This is a genomic window from Streptomyces tailanensis (assembly GCF_008386495.1).
Classification (GTDB): Bacteria; Actinomycetota; Actinomycetes; order Streptomycetales; family Streptomycetaceae; genus Streptomyces; species Streptomyces tailanensis.
Genome location: NZ_VTHJ01000115.1, coordinates 1 through 14,205, shown reverse-complemented (window position 1 = coordinate 14,205; position 14,205 = coordinate 1). Strand labels below are relative to the sequence as shown.

The window sequence follows — 14,205 nt, the reverse complement described above, 5'->3', positions numbered from 1 at the left end:
CGAAGGCTCACTCATGCGCACCAGAACACGCTCAAAGACCGTCAATGACCACCTGTTCACAACCCCCTGCGTGTCCGCTCCGAGGCGCTCCCGCAACCGCATCCGCCGTTCGGCCGAAGTTCCACCTGTCCGGGCTGGTAACTCATGGCCGTTCGGCTGAGGCGGGGGTCCCTGGCGAGAGGAGAGAGTGGGGCCCGGTCTCCGCTTGATCGCAGGAGTACGGCGATGTCGCCGCGGCGATGCCTGAGCCGCCATGTGGCCAGGCTGTACGGGTTCGTCAGGTGACCGGGCTGTACGGGTTCGTCAGGTGACCGGGACAGGAGAGATGGGCATGACTATCCGGGTGGTCGTCGTGGACGACCAGGACATGGTGCGGTCGGGGTTCGCCGCCGTGCTGTCGATGCAGAGCGACATCGATGTCGTGGGGGAGGCTGCCAACGGCCGGCTCGGTGTCGAGGTCAGTCGCAGCACGCATCCCGACGTGGTGCTGATGGACGTACGGATGCCGGAGATGGACGGGCTGGAGGCGGCGCGGCGGCTGCTCGATCCGCCGTCCGGTGTGGTGCACCGGCCCAAGGTGCTCATGCTGACCACCTTCGACCTCGACGACTATGTCTATGAGGCCCTGCAGGCCGGGGTCAGTGGCTTCCTGCTCAAGGACGCGCCGGTCGCCGAACTGATCCACGCGGTCCGGGTGATCGCGGCCGGGGACGCGCTGCTCGCCCCGTCCGTGACCCGTCGGCTCATCGAGGACGTCTCCCGGCGTCGCCCTGCCGTCAGCCACAGGACACGCGTGCGGCTGAACGGTCTCACGCCGCGGGAGAAGGAGGTTCTGCTGCTGGTCGCGCGGGGCCTGTCGAACGCGGAGATCGCCGCGACGCTGGTGGTGGCCGAGCAGACCGTCAAGACCCACATGACCCGGATGTTCGCCAAGCTCGGTGCCCGCGACCGGGCCCAACTCGTCGTCATGGCCTACGAGTCGGGGCTGATCACCCCGGGCATGTCCGCCTGACCCGCGCCCGGCGCGGCCGACCACGGGCAGCTCGCCCACACCCCGTCACAGCCCAAGCCACTGACGCGGGCACCGGGACGCCTCGGGCCATCGACCCGGCCACCTCATACCCAGGTGTGACAGCGGAGTTGGCACCTGGGTATGACGTCCTGGCCCGTCCCTGTGCTCTAGCATCGCCGCTCCCTGACCAGCCAGGACCGGTTCCACGGAGCGCGCATGCACCAGACCGACGACGTCGACCCCATCGGCCGGCTGTACCGCGCCAATGTCCACGCCCTCGACCGTGAGAAGCAGCGGAAACTACTCGCGCCGCCGACCAGCCGAGGTCCACAACCGCTGAACGCCGTCAAGCCGACCATCGCCTGACCCTCCCTCAGAAGCCGTTGTCTTACCGGATGTGATCACTGAGTTTCCGCTGTTCAGGCATGGTTCCGGTGTCGTCGTGGGAGCGTTCGGGCGATCAGTTCGTCCTCGACGATGCGGAGGTGGCCGGTGGCGTCGGTGATGGGTTTGCTGGAGGAGCGGGAAGCCGCTGCCCGAGTGCGGGTGGAGGAGCTTGAGGCGGAGGCGGACCGGATCCTGTCCGAACTCGCCGTGGCCGAGGCGGTCTTGGAACGCCGGGCGATCGCCCGGGTGGAGCTGGCCGAGGCCCTGGCCGCCCCGGGTGATGCGGCCGAAGCGGCCGTGCAGGAGGCGCCGGAGCCGGTGACAGCGGCCAAAGCGGTGAAGGTCCCGGTCACGGGGTCGGTCGTGCCGCACTTCGGGGAGGGGATGACGGTGGAGTCGCTCGCGCCGGATTACCGGCGGATCGTGGAGTTGGTGGAGTCCGGTCCGCAAGGCGGCGAGGGGGTGTCGGCCAAGGAGATCGCGTCCGGGCTGGGGCTGGAGTTGGTGCCGGCGAAGATCGAGGGGGTGCGGTCCAAGGCGAGGCGCCTGGCCGAAAGGGGCTGGCTGGCCGTGTCGCCGGCCGGACGGTTCACGCCGCGGCAGCCCACCGTGACTGTTCATGGCGCCGCCGGGAAGCCGGGCGGGCGAGGCGACGGCTCATGAGCATGGCCTGCGAGAAGTAGATGAACGCCTCGCTGCTGGCGGGTAGCGTCTCGAAGTCCCGCACCAGGCGGCGCGAGCGCATCAGCCACCCCAGCGTGCGCTCTACTACCCACCTTCTCGGCAGGACCACGAACCCCTTCATGTCATCGCTGCGTTTGACGATCTGCAGCGTGAGCTGGAGTTTCTCCTTCGCCCAGGTGACCAGCCGGCCGGTGTAGCCGCCGTCGGCCCACACCAGCGTGATCTTGTGGAAGCGTGCCCGCAGGCGGGGCAGCATGACGCGGGCGGCCTGGCGGTCGGTGACGTCGGCGGCACACACCAGCACCATCAGGATGAGGCCGAGGCAGTCCGTGATGACGTGCCGGCGCCTTCCGTTGATCTTCTTGCCGCCGTCATAGCCGCGCGTGGCGGCGGGCACCGAGGCGGCGCCCTTGACCGACTGCGAGTCGATGACCGCCGCGGTCGGCTCCTGATCCCGGCCCTCGGCCTCGCGGGCCCGGCCGCGCAGCCGGTCGTGGAACTCCTTGACCAGGCCGTGTTCCCGCCACCTGCGGAAGAAGGCATACACCCGGTCCCAGGCAGGGAAGTCGGAGGGCATGGAGCGCCACTTGATGCCGTTGTCGGTGACGTACCGGATCGCATCCAGCATCACGCGGTGGCAATAGCCCTCCGGCTGCCCGCCCCGGCCCTCCAGCCAGGCCGGCACCGGCATCGCGTCCCGCACCACTGCCCACTCCGCGTCCGTCATGTCCGACGGATACACCGGCACCCTCTCCGGGCGGTCGGCCGCGTTCCCGAACCTGTGCGCGAGGCAATCGCACGACGACACACGGGAGTTGGACGAGACGGGGACCGGCAGGCAAGACTGGAACAACAGGGCCTCCTGGCACTCGAGTGGTCGCAAACCCGAGCTACCAAGGGGCCCTGTACTCATGCCTCCACCCGGCCGAGATCACCCGGCCAAGAACCGTGTTCGATCAGAACCGTCCTCACGATCGATAGAGATACGGCTTCTCAGGGCAGCCGGGCCCACCAGCGGTCTCTTTTCACCCTGTGCTGCGATGGCGGACTGCCGCCCAGACGGCCATATGCGGAGTCTCGATCGTCGATGGCCCGAACTCGTAAGGTCTGCCCAACGTGCTGCCCGTCGGCACAGCCGAGATGGCCGCCGACGCAACCAGCCCTCTTTCGCCCGGCTCTCTTGACACTTTCTCACGGACCCCTATAGCGTCTGGCCGAATTTCCGGACGGCATTCGCAATACCGAACAAAAGGGCAGTCGACTTCCCGCTCGCCGATCTGTGCGAGCGACTCCGGTGGACGGCCCTCTCTATCGCTCGATCGCCCAACAGCGAGACCATCACCGCCATCTCGGGCCATGGCGGGAACTGGCGGCGTCCGGGTGAACCGCTCCGGCATGGGCGTTGCATGCTCACGAACACAGCGTCCTGCGGCGGCCGGTGCCGGCCCGTGGGCACCGCGACCGGGCTACAACCCCCGACCCCACTCCCTCCTGATCGAAGCACCCGCAGAAAGACAGGGAATACACATGTCCGCGTTTCTCGCCCGGCTGGTGGCGATACTGTCCGCCGCCTGCCTGCTCTTCACATGCCAAGGCTTGATCATCCCCGAGCGGGCCGCCGCCGCCGACCCGGGCTACCTGATGGTGCACTTCACCGGGGAGGGGGCGACCAACCAGCAGATGTATCTCTCGCACAGCACGGACGGTCTGAACTGGACCGACCTCAACGGTGGAGGCATGGTCCTGCGCTCCACGGTCGGCACGAAGGGGGTGCGCGACCCCGCCCTGGTCCGCGCCCCGGGCGGTGACAAGTACTGGATCATCGCGACCGACCTGTGCATCAGCTGCGGGCAGACGTGGAGCCAGTCCATCAACGACGGCAGCCGCAATCTCGTGGTGTGGGAGTCGACGGACCTGGTCACCTGGTCGCAGCCGTGGCTGCTCAACGTCGCCGGCGCGATCCCCGACGGGCGCAACGCGTGGGCGCCGGAGGCGATCTGGGACCCGGCCAGCAACGACTACGTCCTGTACTGGGCGACGAACAAGCCCCTCGACGGCGCGACGAAGCACCGCATCTACTACGCCCACACCAGCGACTTCCGCTCCATCACCACCCCGCAGATCTACATCGAGCGCCCCGGCAGCCAGGAAATCATCGACACCCAGATCATCGAGGTGCCGTCAGGTGTCGGCGACTACCGCTACGTGCGGGCCTCCGGCGACGGTCAGATCACGCTCGAAGGCAGCAACTCGATCCTCGGGACGTGGACCAACCTCGGCAACCTCTCCGGCATCGGCCTCACCGGCTCACAGGTCGAAGGCCCGATGTGGATGAAGTTCAACGGTCGCAACCAGTGGGGTCTCTACCTCGACCAGTACGCCACAGGAGGCGGGTACATGCCGGTCACGACGACCGACCCCTCCAATCCCGCCGCCTACCAGAAGCAGGCGTCGGGAAGCTACAACATGGGCGGCACGAAGAAGCGCCACGGCTGGATCCTGAACCTGACGGCCGCCGAGGAGAGCCGCGTGCTCGCACGCTGGCCCAACACCGCGATCAACCGGCTCCAGTCGTACAACTTCCAGGACCGGTACGTGCGGCACACCGGATTCGACGTGCGCATCGACCAGAACATCACCGGCCCGGACGCCCAGTTCCGGCTGCGGCCCGGCCTGGCGGGATCCGACACCGTCTCCTTCGAGTCGGTGAACTACCCCGGGTACTTCCTGCGGCACTCCGGATTCGATTTCCAGCTGGTCTACAACGACGGCACCACCGCCTTCGCCAACGACGCCACCTTCCGTCAGGTGGCCGGGCTCGCCGACTCGACATGGTCCTCGTTCCAGTCGTACAACTACCCCGACCGGTACATCCGGCACTACGCGTACGAACTGAAGCTCGACTGGATCACCACCACGACGGGGCGCGGTGACGCCACCTTCAAGGTGACGAGCTGACCCGCGCCGACAGGGATACCGGCGCCCTCACCGCGCCTCCCACCTGCCCCCGCCCTCCGGCGGGGGCAGTTGCACGTTGGGGCACCGGTGGGTCGCCGGCATCGGCACGTGTCCTGCTGGTCTGGCCAGGGAGACACCAGGTGGCACCGGGGCTCAGAGGGTCGCGCGGAGGTGGCTGACCGTCACGAAGTGGTAGCCGCGGGCGGTGAGGGTGCGCAGGACCTCGGGGATGGCGGCGACCGAGGTGGGGTGGATGTCGTGGACCAGGACGACGTCGTTCGGCTCGGCCTGGGAGATGGCGGTCTGGGCGACCTTGGCGGGGTCGTGGAACTTCCAGTCCAAGGTGTCCACGTCCCACAGGGCGGGGGACAGGCTGGTGGCCGCCCTGACCTTGTCGTCGATCGCACCGTACGGCGGACGGAACAGCGTTGGCTCCTGGCCCGTGGCGGTCTTGATCGCCGCGTTGGTGCGCTCCAGCTGGGAGCGGACCTGGGCGGGGGTGAGGTTGGTGAGGACCGGGTGGTTCCAGGAGTGGTTGGCGATCTCGTGGCCGGACTTCATCTCGGCGCGGACGATGTCCGGGTGGGCGGCGACGTTCTGGCCGACGACGAAGAAGGTGGCGCGCGCCTTGTACTGGGCGAGGTACTTGAGCAGCGTTCCCGTCTCGGGGGCGGCGGGGCCGTCGTCGAAGGTCAGGGCGATGCACTTGACCTTGGAGCAGTCGGTGGTGTCCTCGCCCGGGTGCGGCTGCGCGGCGACGGTCGGGGCGGGTGTGTGGGTGGCACCGAGGTCGAGCTTGTCGTCCGGGTCGGTGGTCTGGCGCTGGGCGCGGCTGCCGAAGTCGGACAGCCATGGGGTGACGGTCGCGCCGGGGAGGGTGACGGATATGCGGCCGGCTGCGGGGACGCCCACGGTGCCCCGGTTGAAGTCCACCTTCAGATCGCCGTCGGCGGTGAAGGCCATGTCGTCCAGGTAGGAGTCGCGGCTCTCCTGCTCGTCGAGCGCCGTGATGGTGTCGGGGATGACCCCCTCCCGCTTCTCCAGGCGCTTCTTCAGGGCCGCGACGAAGGCATCCCGGGAGTCGTCCGCGATGAGCCCGGGGGACGGCCGGTGCTTCTTGGCGGCGCCGTCGTACCAGTACACCTTGGTGCCCAGGCCGTCCGCGTTCGACGTACGGTCGACCGTCGCCAGCCGGACGCCCAGCACGTCGCCGGAGGCCACGAGGAACGAGAAGCTGACGTTCAGCTCGGGCCCCTCCGACTCGGTCGCGCCACCACAGTTCGCGGGGCCGCCGAGGTCCTCGCCGAGGAAGCCCGCGAGGCGCATTTCCACGTCCTTCTTCATCGCGGCTGTCATCGCGTCGGCACCGGGGACGTCCGGGTAGCTGGTGGCCCAGGGGCAGGAGCGATCGGCACTGCTCTCGCTGACGATGTTGACGCCCTTGAGCCGGGTCAGGTCGACCTGGGTGCCGGTGTCGTTCCCTCCCGCCCGGGACCGGCCGTCCGAGGAGGGCGCGGAGTCCGCCGGTGACGAACCGCAGGCGGCCGTCATGGCGAGCGCGCCGAGGAGGAGAAGCACACGGGTGGGGATGCGTCGGGGCATGCGGGAACCTAGGTGCGTGAGGTGCTGGGGCGGCGAGGGGCGAGGCATGTCGGCTGTGGCCGCGTTGCGGCTTCCCACAGGCGAAGTTGCCGCGTGAAAGCGGTTCAGCGGCCGCCCAAGCTATGTGCTCGCCCTGTCTCCCTGCAATCCCTCCTCGACCTCATGTGATCTCTCTCTCTTCGTTCGCTGGAGCGAGTGTGCCCACCCGGTCCCACTGCGATGGTGTGAGCCTGCGTCAGCGGCCCGGAACGGGATCGATCACCCGGCACGCGCACCAACCGGTTCAACCGTTACGAGGCTGAACCGGTTGGTGCGGCGACTCGCCCGCACGCCGACGACGAACGGGGTCAGCCGTACGACGCCGACGGGCCGCCCAGCCGCGTCATGCCGCGTCCCGTACCGTGCCGGTGACCTTCGGCCCCTTGATCTCCTCGTCGTCGGCGGCGGCCGTGTTCAGCATCAGCAGAAGGGACTCCACCGGCTCGGTCACCCGGTCGGCGATGGTGGGCACCTTCACGAGTACGCTCCGGCTGCCCGCGGGAATGTCGAACGACAGACGAGGTTCGTCCGGCAGCCGCGACAGCGCCCGCTGCGGACCGGGTGAGACCTCGAAGTTCTCCTTCAGCCACGAGGGAGAGACATCCTTGGTGGACAACTCGGCGCCACGGCGGATGGGCCGGATCCACAGATCTCCGGACATGGATTCGTCGGCCACCGCGGACAGGCTGATCCGCCAGACCAGTTGCCTGCCCTCGGTGACGCGGTCGGCGACCGGTGTCACCCGCATGGTGGGCTCGGGGTCGTCGTTCTTCACGATGATCTTGCCGCGATGGGAGCCGACCACCGCGCCGTGGATCGACTTGACGAACACCCGACGGTGGACCTCGTCCTCGTAGCGGTCGTCGCCCTTCACCGTCATCCGTACGTTGACGGAGGCGCCCGGGTGAACCGTCACCGTGTGCACGACCGGGTACTTGTGTCCCGGCTCGTCCACGAACACCCGGATCTGGCCGCTGCCTTTGCCGGAGACCGTCACCGGCACCTGATAGGTCCGCGTGCCGGGGCCGCCCTCCTTGACGGTCATGCGGCCGACATCCACGCGGGCTAGCTGAGCCGGCTCGACCGCGGGGGTGCCGGGGCGCCAGCCCCAGGCGTCCATCAGCCACGCCTTTCCGGACGAGGTGCGGGGGGTGAGGTAGAGGGTCTTGACGCGTGCCAGGTCGAGGCCTGCCCTGGCCGCGGCGGACAGCGGTACGCGGACCTCGCGCGCCCAGTACGAGGACGTCCGGCCGGTGCCGGGCAGGCCGTCGACGCGGACGCGGCCGAGGGTGGCGCGCTTGCCGGATGCGTCGGTGAGTGACACGTCCAGCCGGGTGCCGGTGGTGTTGGGCGGCACGATCACCCGCAGGGTCAGCATCTTGGCGCCGGACAGGGAGACCGGGTGAGCGGGGCTGAACCGGGTGGTGGCGCCGGACTTGGTCCAGCGCATGGCCAGCGCGTAGCGGCCGGGTTCCTTCGCCGTCTCCCACAGGGCGAAGTGCGGCGAGACCTGCTGGAGGCGGGAGGGCAGGCAGGAGACGGCCGGATCCGGGTCCAGCTGGGCGCACAGTCTGCCGCCGCCGACCGTGGCGGAGGCGTCCGGCAGGAAGGCTCCGCTGCGCCCGGCGCCGACGGCGTGGGTGTAGATCCGGGCGGACCCGGCGGAGGCGGCGCGCACGCCGGAGCCGTCGATCAACGGGCGGGCCCGGTCGTCCCGGGCGATGAACAGCCGGGCCGCGGTGGCGATGTAGGTAGATCCCGCCTTCTGCTGCTGCTTGGCGGTCAGGCGGGTCTTGGTGCCCTCCGAGCACACCCGGTCGTGCTGGTCGCCGGAGTAGGTGAAGTCGTCCTCGGCGGGGGCCGCGGCCTGGCCGGGAGTCCACTCGGTGTTGAAGTAGTTGTGGTTCGCGCCGACCATGTAGACCGCGCTGTGCAGGGCCGTGCCGCGGCTGACACCACGCGTGCCGTCGACGTACGCCTCGCCCTGCAGATCGGGCATGTCGCCGTCGCAGCCCGGCAGGATCGTCATGGACGGCACGTCGGGGACGGGGTTCTGTGCCAGGGCGGAGGGGGCTGTCAGGACGGTGCCGCGTATCGTCCAGCGGACGCGGCCCCGGTAGCCGTCCTGCGCGGCGGGCGGCGGGTACAGGCTGTCCAGAGTGGCCTGGTTGACGGCCTCACCGCCTCGCGAGTGCCCCACCAGCAGCACACGTCCCAGGTCGGCTCGGGGCGCCTTGCGCACGACCGCCGGTGCCTTGGCCGGGTCGGCGGCCCAGTCCGCCCAGTGCCCCAGGTGCAGCCGTATCAGGGACGACCGGAACGGCGCGCCGCCGTCCGCCCTCATCGCGTCCTGGGCGTTGATGCCGTTGGCCGAGACCGACACCGTCACATAGCCCTGGGAAGCCAGCAGTTTCTGGTCGTGCAGGTGGCCGCGGTAACTCGGCACCTGCTTCTGGCCGGTGCCGCACGGCCAATCCGAGGTCCGTGTTCCTGCCGTGTCGAAGCAGGTGTCATGGCGTCCGTGCAGGAACAGCACCAACGGCCGGCGGCCCGTGGCACCGGCCGGCGCCACGACCACGGCCTTCATCTCCACCCGCTCGTCCAGCCCCGGCAGCCGCACCGAGGGCAGGGAGTACTCGCCTCGCACGGTACGGAACTTGCCGGCGACACCGGGATCGACCTTGTTCACAGGGTTCACCGGCAGGGTTCCCGTCAGAGGCGACGGGGCCGAAGGGCCTTCGAGGTCGCGTCCGCGCCCGGCGTTCGTTCCCTCCGCGTCCAGCCGCCGTCCCGCGGCCTCGACCCGCAGATCCCGTGCCTGCCCGAGACGTACCCCGTCCAGCGGCAGCCGGAAGGTGCGCCCGTCCGCGGCGGCCGCAGGATGCCCCAGCAGCCGGTCCCCACTGCGGAACTCGATCCGGGCACCGCCCATCGGCACCCGGTCCGGTGAGCGCCACTCCAGCTTCTCCGTCCCGCCCGAGCCGGTGATCCTCCAGCCGTCGGGAAGGTGCGGTGAGGCGTCGGCGGACGGCCTCTGGGGCTCCGGGTCGGGTGCGGCCTGCACTGCGCCCGGCCATCCCAACGCCATCGCGAAAGCCGCCGTCACGGCGGCCATCACGCGCGGGATACGTATCACGTCTCGTTACTCCTTGTCGTCGGATGTGCGGTCGGATTCCATGTCGGATGGAGCTGGACAGCGTTGCGCCGGGCGCTCGGCAGCCACCGGTGCCGAGTGGACGAGCGGCTGTCGGTTGCGGCTTGCACCGGGGAACTGCCGGGTCCACGGCGGACCGGGCCTTACCGAATGTCACCGAGGGGACGATCCTCGAGGTCGGATGCGTTGTTCAGCGACCCCCGGGGTCAAGCTGAACAACTCGGTCCCCGGCCGTCCGCGGCTCTCGGCAACAGGACCTCCGCCCATCGAGGAGCGGAGGTCGAGACCACCAGCCGGGTCGCCGTGAGCACCGCCCAGTTCGACGCATCGGAGAAACGAGGGGCGCATACCGCGCTTCCGCCGAGAGCTCCATCACGAGCCGTACGCCTTCGACGTGGGCGGCGGCTCATCAGTTCGGACCCGCAGGAGGAACCGGACCGACATGGTCAGCGGCCCTTGTCGCCGCCGCCGAGCGGAACGCCCTTGCCAAGTGGTGGAGTCGACCGCGGGACCGATGGCGTTGAGCAGGGGAGTGGCTGGCATGGACGGCGGCCGGGGGTGGAGAGGCTGTGCTTCAAGCGGCTGGACGAGCCCTACCGCGGGGGCGTGCGGGCACAGCGGAAGCTCACCGCGCCCCGCACGCTGCTGCTGGCCGCTATGACCGGGCGGGCCGTGCAGTACATCGGCAGGAGTACCACCTACCTCCACCCACTCCCGTCCCGCCGATGGCAGGTGCGCCTTGCCCGGCGAGAGCACCGCCGCCACGCTCAACGGTCCGCCCTCGAAAACGGACAGGTGCATCCCGTCCGCCAGGCCGCCGGGAACGCCCGTCGCCGCGTAGACGGTCTGCCGGACCGCCTCATCGGACCGCACCCCGAACACGGGAGGCCGGACCTCCCCAGAGACCCCCGCAGGCGAAGTCCCATCAGGCTGGCGACCTCCGCCGGTGGACACCGGTTCACTCGCGCCACCCGATCCACCCACGACCCGAATGTCTCACCCGCTCGCGGGGCCGTGACCAGCGCTAATCGGCGTGGCAGCACACATCCACCCCCTGTTTCCGTCGGCTCTCCTTGCCCGGCCTGTATGACCTCATGCAGAGTTCTCGGTGTCTGAATATGTTGTGTCTGCGTGAGGGCGAAGGAGGCCGCGGGTGAGGTCCTCTCCGATGGTGGGCGCGCCGGCCGCCGTCGCCGCCGCGCCCGGACTCGTCGTCCTCGACGGGCACGCGCTCGGCGTCGCCGACGTCGTACGGCTCGCCGACGGGCATGCCCGGCCCGTCCCCGGCAGCGAGGCGATGCGGCGGGTCGAGGAGGCATGGGACGCGGCCCGCCGTATCGCGGCCACCGGACGCGTCTACGGCCGCTCCACCGGCGTCGGCGCCAACCGCACCGAGGACGTGCCCACCGAGGCCGCCGCCGAGCACGGCCTACGGGTGCTGCGCAGCCACGCGGGCGCCATCGGGGAGGAACTGCCCGCCCGGCAGGTACGGGCGATGCTCGCCGTCCGCGCCAACCAGGTGCTCGCCGGTGGCGCCGGGCTCCGCCCGACCGTCGTCACCGCGCTGTGCGAGGCGCTGGAGAGCGGGGCGTACCCCGTCGTGAACGAGTTCGGCTCGGTCGGCACGGGGGACATCGCGGCGCTCGCCCAGATGGGGCTCGCGCTGGCCGGCGAGCATCCGTGGGTCGGCTCCGGCGCCCCCGAGCCCCAGCCGCTGGACAACAACGACGCCCTCGCGCTGATCAGCAGCAACGCCCTCACCCTCGGCCAGGCCGCGCTCGCCCTGCACGAGTTGCGCGGGCTGACCGCCGCCACCCAGGTCGTCGCCGCGCTCTCCCTGCTCGCCGTGGACGGCTCGCACGAGGCGTACGCGGCGCCCGTGCACGTCGCGCGCGCCCATCGGGGGCCGCGCGAAGTGGCCGGGCGCATGCGGGCGTTGATCGGCGCGGACGAGCACCCCACCCCACCGCTCGGGCGGATACAGGACCCGTACGGCTTCCGCTGCCTGCCCCAGATCCACGGGCCCGCGCTGGACGCGGCGGACGCGCTGGAACGGGTGCTGGAGGTGGAGCTCAACGCGGCCGCGGAGAACCCGCTGATCTGCCCCGAGGACATGGCCGCGTACCACCACGGCGGCTTCTACCAGGCCCAACTCGCCTTCGCCCTGGACCACTTCAGGCTGGCGGTGACCCAGGTGGCACGCCTGTCGACGTCCCGCCTCTCGTCGCTCAACGAGCCCGCGTACACCCGGCTGCGGCCCTTCCTCGCCGACCACGAGCCCGCCTCGTCGGGCGTGATGATCCTGGAGTACGTCGCCGGAGCCGCCCTCGGTGACCTGCGCGCCTTCTCCGCGCCCGCGTCGCTCGGCCACGCTGTACTCTCCCGGGGCGTCGAGGAACAGGCCAGCTTCGCCTCGCTCGCCGCACGTCAGACACTGCGGGCGTGCGGCGCGTACCGCCTCGTCGTCGGCTGCGAACTCGTCGCCGCCGTACGGGCGCTGCGCCAGCGCGGTCTCAGGCCGGATCCGGAGCTGCCCGTCGGGCGGGCGCTGGAGGTGGCGGAGGCCGTGCTCGACGCGGACATGGCCGACCGGCCGCTGACGGGGGACGTGAGCGCGGCGGCCGCACTGCTCGATCGGTTCACCGAGATCTGGACGGGCGTTCATCCCGTTCCGTCGGACAAGCAGAGGGAGGGCGCGTCGTGAGCGCGGACAGGAGTGTGGGTGTGACGGACAGTCCCGCCGCGCGGCTTCAGGCACTCTTCGAGGGGCACCGGCTGACGCCCACTCAGCGGCGTATCGCGCACAGCATGGTGCGGCGGGCAGCGGACGTGCCGTTCCTGTCGAGCGTGGAGCTGGCGGAGCTGGCCGGGGTCAGCCAGCCGTCGGTGACCCGGTTCGCGGTGGCGCTCGGCTTCGACGGTTACCCGGCGCTGCGCCGGCATCTGCGGGAGGTCGCGCCGACCGAACCGGTGACGTCCACCGCCGCGTACAACGAATACCAGCAGGCCGTCGAGGCCGAGATCGAGAACCTGCGGCATCTGGCCGAGGTGCTCGCCGACCCGGCCCCGGTGGCGCGGGCGGGGCGGCTGCTCGCCGCGTCCCGGCCGCTGCCGGTGCTCGGGCTGCGCGCCGCCGCGTCCCAGGCATACGGCTTCTCGTACTTCGCCGCGAAGGTCCATCCGGACGTACGGCCGCTGCACGAGGGCGGGAGCATGCTCCACGACCGTATCGACGCGGCCGTACGGGCCGGGGCGACCGCGCTGCTGTGCTTCGCGCTGCCCCGGCATCCACGTGAGGTCGTGGACGCCCTCGCGTACGCCAAGGAGGCCGGGCTGACCGTCGTCACGGTCGCCGACTCCGCGTTCGCGCCCGTCGCCAAGGTCTCCGACCTGCTCCTTCCCGCGGCCGTCGGCACCGGGCTCGCCTTCGACACCGCGTGTGCGCCGATGCTGCTCGGGCGGGTGCTGCTGGAGGCGATGTGCGACGACCTGCCTCAGGCGCAGGCGCGCCTGGAGGAGTTCGACGCGAAGGCGGCGGCGCGGGGGTTGTTCGTGGAGTGAACCGCCGCCGGGTCTCTTGGGCGGTTTCTCAGGCGCGCTTCACGTTGGCTGGTTAATGTGCCCGGCGACTGGCGGACTTGTCGTACGACCTTGGGATTGCGGGAGGCGGGAGCGTGGCACGCGGAGGGCAGGGGCTGGCTCGGGTGGCCGTCGTGGTGCGGGCCGGGGCGGCGCCGTTGTGGTGGCTCGGGGTGATCGCGGCCGGGATCGGCGTAGTGCCGTCCGGGCTGACCGGGCGGCGGATCGGGGTGCTCGGCGGGGCCGTGCTGTTCCTCGTCGCGGCCGCGGTGGTCGCGGTGGTGCGGCGTGGGCGGTACGGGGCGCTGGCGCGGGGCGCCGCGCGCGCCGGCAAGCACGACGTCCTCCAGGACCGCGCGGTGACCCTCCGCAACTGGCGCCGCGGACACCGCTGGTGGCTGCTGCTGGCGTTCGCCGCCGCGCTGGGTTCCTCCTTCGCGGTCCCCGCGGCGGGCGGCCTGCTCCTGGCCGGCGCCGGCACGGGCCTGTGGCTCCGCGCGGGTCGCCTTGGGCGCGATGAGCGTGCCGCGGGGCAGCTGTTCTGGGTCCGCGTTGATTGGCTGTCGGGCCGGGGTGGCCGGCCTGGGGGTAAGGCGGTGGCGGGGTACCGGGTGACTGGGGTGGAGGCGGGGGATGCGGGGCCGGGGGGTGGGAAGAGGACCGGGCGCGGATGAGCTCGGGTGGGTTGGGTTGTGTGGCGGGTGCGGGTGGGTTGTGGCTGGTCGCGCAGTTCCCCGCGCCCCTGAAAAGCAGGGGCTGCGCCCCATGCTTTTCGGCCCGCAGGGCCGTG

The 14,205-nt window shown here is 70.7% G+C and carries 11 protein-coding genes; 7 read left to right on the top strand and 4 right to left on the bottom strand.

Going from position 1 to position 14,205, the window contains the following annotated elements; translation table 11 throughout:
* Window positions 1-331: 331 nt before the first annotated feature.
* From F3T56_RS44145 to F3T56_RS46775, 3 genes are all read left to right on the top strand, one after another.
* On the top strand, window positions 332-1,012 hold the full coding sequence (locus F3T56_RS44145) for a response regulator (RefSeq protein WP_149831103.1): 681 nt from the start codon (window positions 332-334) through the stop codon (window positions 1,010-1,012).
* A gap of 216 nt (window positions 1,013-1,228) precedes the next feature.
* The gene (locus F3T56_RS46780) at window positions 1,229-1,378 is read left to right on the top strand and encodes a hypothetical protein (protein WP_172639465.1); all 150 of its coding nucleotides are present in this window, start codon (window positions 1,229-1,231) and stop codon (window positions 1,376-1,378) included.
* A gap of 126 nt (window positions 1,379-1,504) precedes the next feature.
* Window positions 1,505-2,062, top strand: a complete 558-nt coding sequence (locus F3T56_RS46775) for a hypothetical protein (protein WP_246204769.1) — start codon at window positions 1,505-1,507, stop codon at window positions 2,060-2,062.
* Here F3T56_RS46775 and F3T56_RS44135 read toward each other — a convergent pair.
* Window positions 1,989-2,810 carry an IS5 family transposase gene (locus F3T56_RS44135; RefSeq protein ID WP_149831102.1) on the bottom strand — a complete coding sequence of 274 codons (822 nt, stop codon included), beginning with the start codon at window positions 2,808-2,810 and terminating at the stop codon, window positions 1,989-1,991. The genes F3T56_RS46775 and F3T56_RS44135 overlap by 74 nt on opposite strands.
* A gap of 800 nt (window positions 2,811-3,610) precedes the next feature.
* Between F3T56_RS44135 and F3T56_RS44130 the strand changes: the two genes are divergently transcribed.
* Entirely contained in the window at window positions 3,611-5,041 is a 1,431-nt protein-coding gene (locus tag F3T56_RS44130) for a glycoside hydrolase family 43 protein (protein ID WP_149831101.1), read from the top strand.
* 153 nt (window positions 5,042-5,194) lie between these two features.
* Here F3T56_RS44130 and F3T56_RS44125 read toward each other — a convergent pair whose 3' ends face one another.
* The 3 genes from F3T56_RS44125 to F3T56_RS44115 all read right to left on the bottom strand — a co-directional run bounded on the left by F3T56_RS44125 (window position 5,195) and on the right by F3T56_RS44115 (window position 10,709).
* Complete coding sequence (locus F3T56_RS44125; RefSeq protein WP_172639463.1) at window positions 5,195-6,643, bottom strand: polysaccharide deacetylase family protein; 1,449 nt, start codon at window positions 6,641-6,643, stop codon at window positions 5,195-5,197.
* 382 nt (window positions 6,644-7,025) lie between these two features.
* Window positions 7,026-9,797, bottom strand: coding sequence for an alpha/beta hydrolase (locus tag F3T56_RS44120; RefSeq protein ID WP_425473747.1), 2,772 nt, complete (start codon window positions 9,795-9,797; stop codon window positions 7,026-7,028).
* Between the two features lie 411 nt (window positions 9,798-10,208).
* Window positions 10,209-10,709, bottom strand: coding sequence for a hypothetical protein (locus F3T56_RS44115; RefSeq protein ID WP_149831098.1), 501 nt, complete (start codon window positions 10,707-10,709; stop codon window positions 10,209-10,211).
* Between the two features lie 295 nt (window positions 10,710-11,004).
* Here F3T56_RS44115 and F3T56_RS44110 point away from each other — a divergent pair, with 295 nt between their 5' ends.
* From F3T56_RS44110 to F3T56_RS44100, 3 genes are all read left to right on the top strand, one after another.
* Window positions 11,005-12,540: an aromatic amino acid ammonia-lyase gene (locus tag F3T56_RS44110; protein ID WP_172639466.1), complete on the top strand. Its 1,536-nt coding sequence runs from the start codon at window positions 11,005-11,007 to the stop codon at window positions 12,538-12,540.
* A complete protein-coding gene (locus F3T56_RS44105; RefSeq protein WP_149831096.1) occupies window positions 12,537-13,397 on the top strand; it encodes a MurR/RpiR family transcriptional regulator in 861 nt (286 codons plus the stop codon). Before F3T56_RS44110 ends, F3T56_RS44105 begins: the two co-directional genes overlap by 4 nt.
* Before the next feature lie 113 nt (window positions 13,398-13,510).
* Complete coding sequence (locus tag F3T56_RS44100; RefSeq protein WP_149831095.1) at window positions 13,511-14,089, top strand: hypothetical protein; 579 nt, start codon at window positions 13,511-13,513, stop codon at window positions 14,087-14,089.
* Window positions 14,090-14,205: the final 116 nt, after the last annotated feature.

Excerpts from the sequence above, each read along its gene's own strand:
- F3T56_RS44130 (WP_149831101.1), top strand. The coding sequence starts at position 3,611 with ATGTCCGCGTTTCTCGCCCGGCTGGTGGCGATACTGTCCGCCGCCTGC.
- F3T56_RS46780 (WP_172639465.1), top strand. The coding sequence starts at position 1,229 with ATGCACCAGACCGACGACGTCGACCCCATCGGCCGGCTGTACCGCGCC.
- F3T56_RS44110 (WP_172639466.1), top strand. The coding sequence starts at position 11,005 with ATGGTGGGCGCGCCGGCCGCCGTCGCCGCCGCGCCCGGACTCGTCGTC.
- F3T56_RS44135 (WP_149831102.1), bottom strand. The coding sequence starts at position 2,810 with ATGACGGACGCGGAGTGGGCAGTGGTGCGGGACGCGATGCCGGTGCCG.
- F3T56_RS44145 (WP_149831103.1), top strand. The coding sequence starts at position 332 with ATGACTATCCGGGTGGTCGTCGTGGACGACCAGGACATGGTGCGGTCG.
- F3T56_RS44120 (WP_425473747.1), bottom strand. The coding sequence starts at position 9,797 with ATGGCCGCCGTGACGGCGGCTTTCGCGATGGCGTTGGGATGGCCGGGC.
- F3T56_RS44125 (WP_172639463.1), bottom strand. The coding sequence starts at position 6,643 with ATGCCCCGACGCATCCCCACCCGTGTGCTTCTCCTCCTCGGCGCGCTC.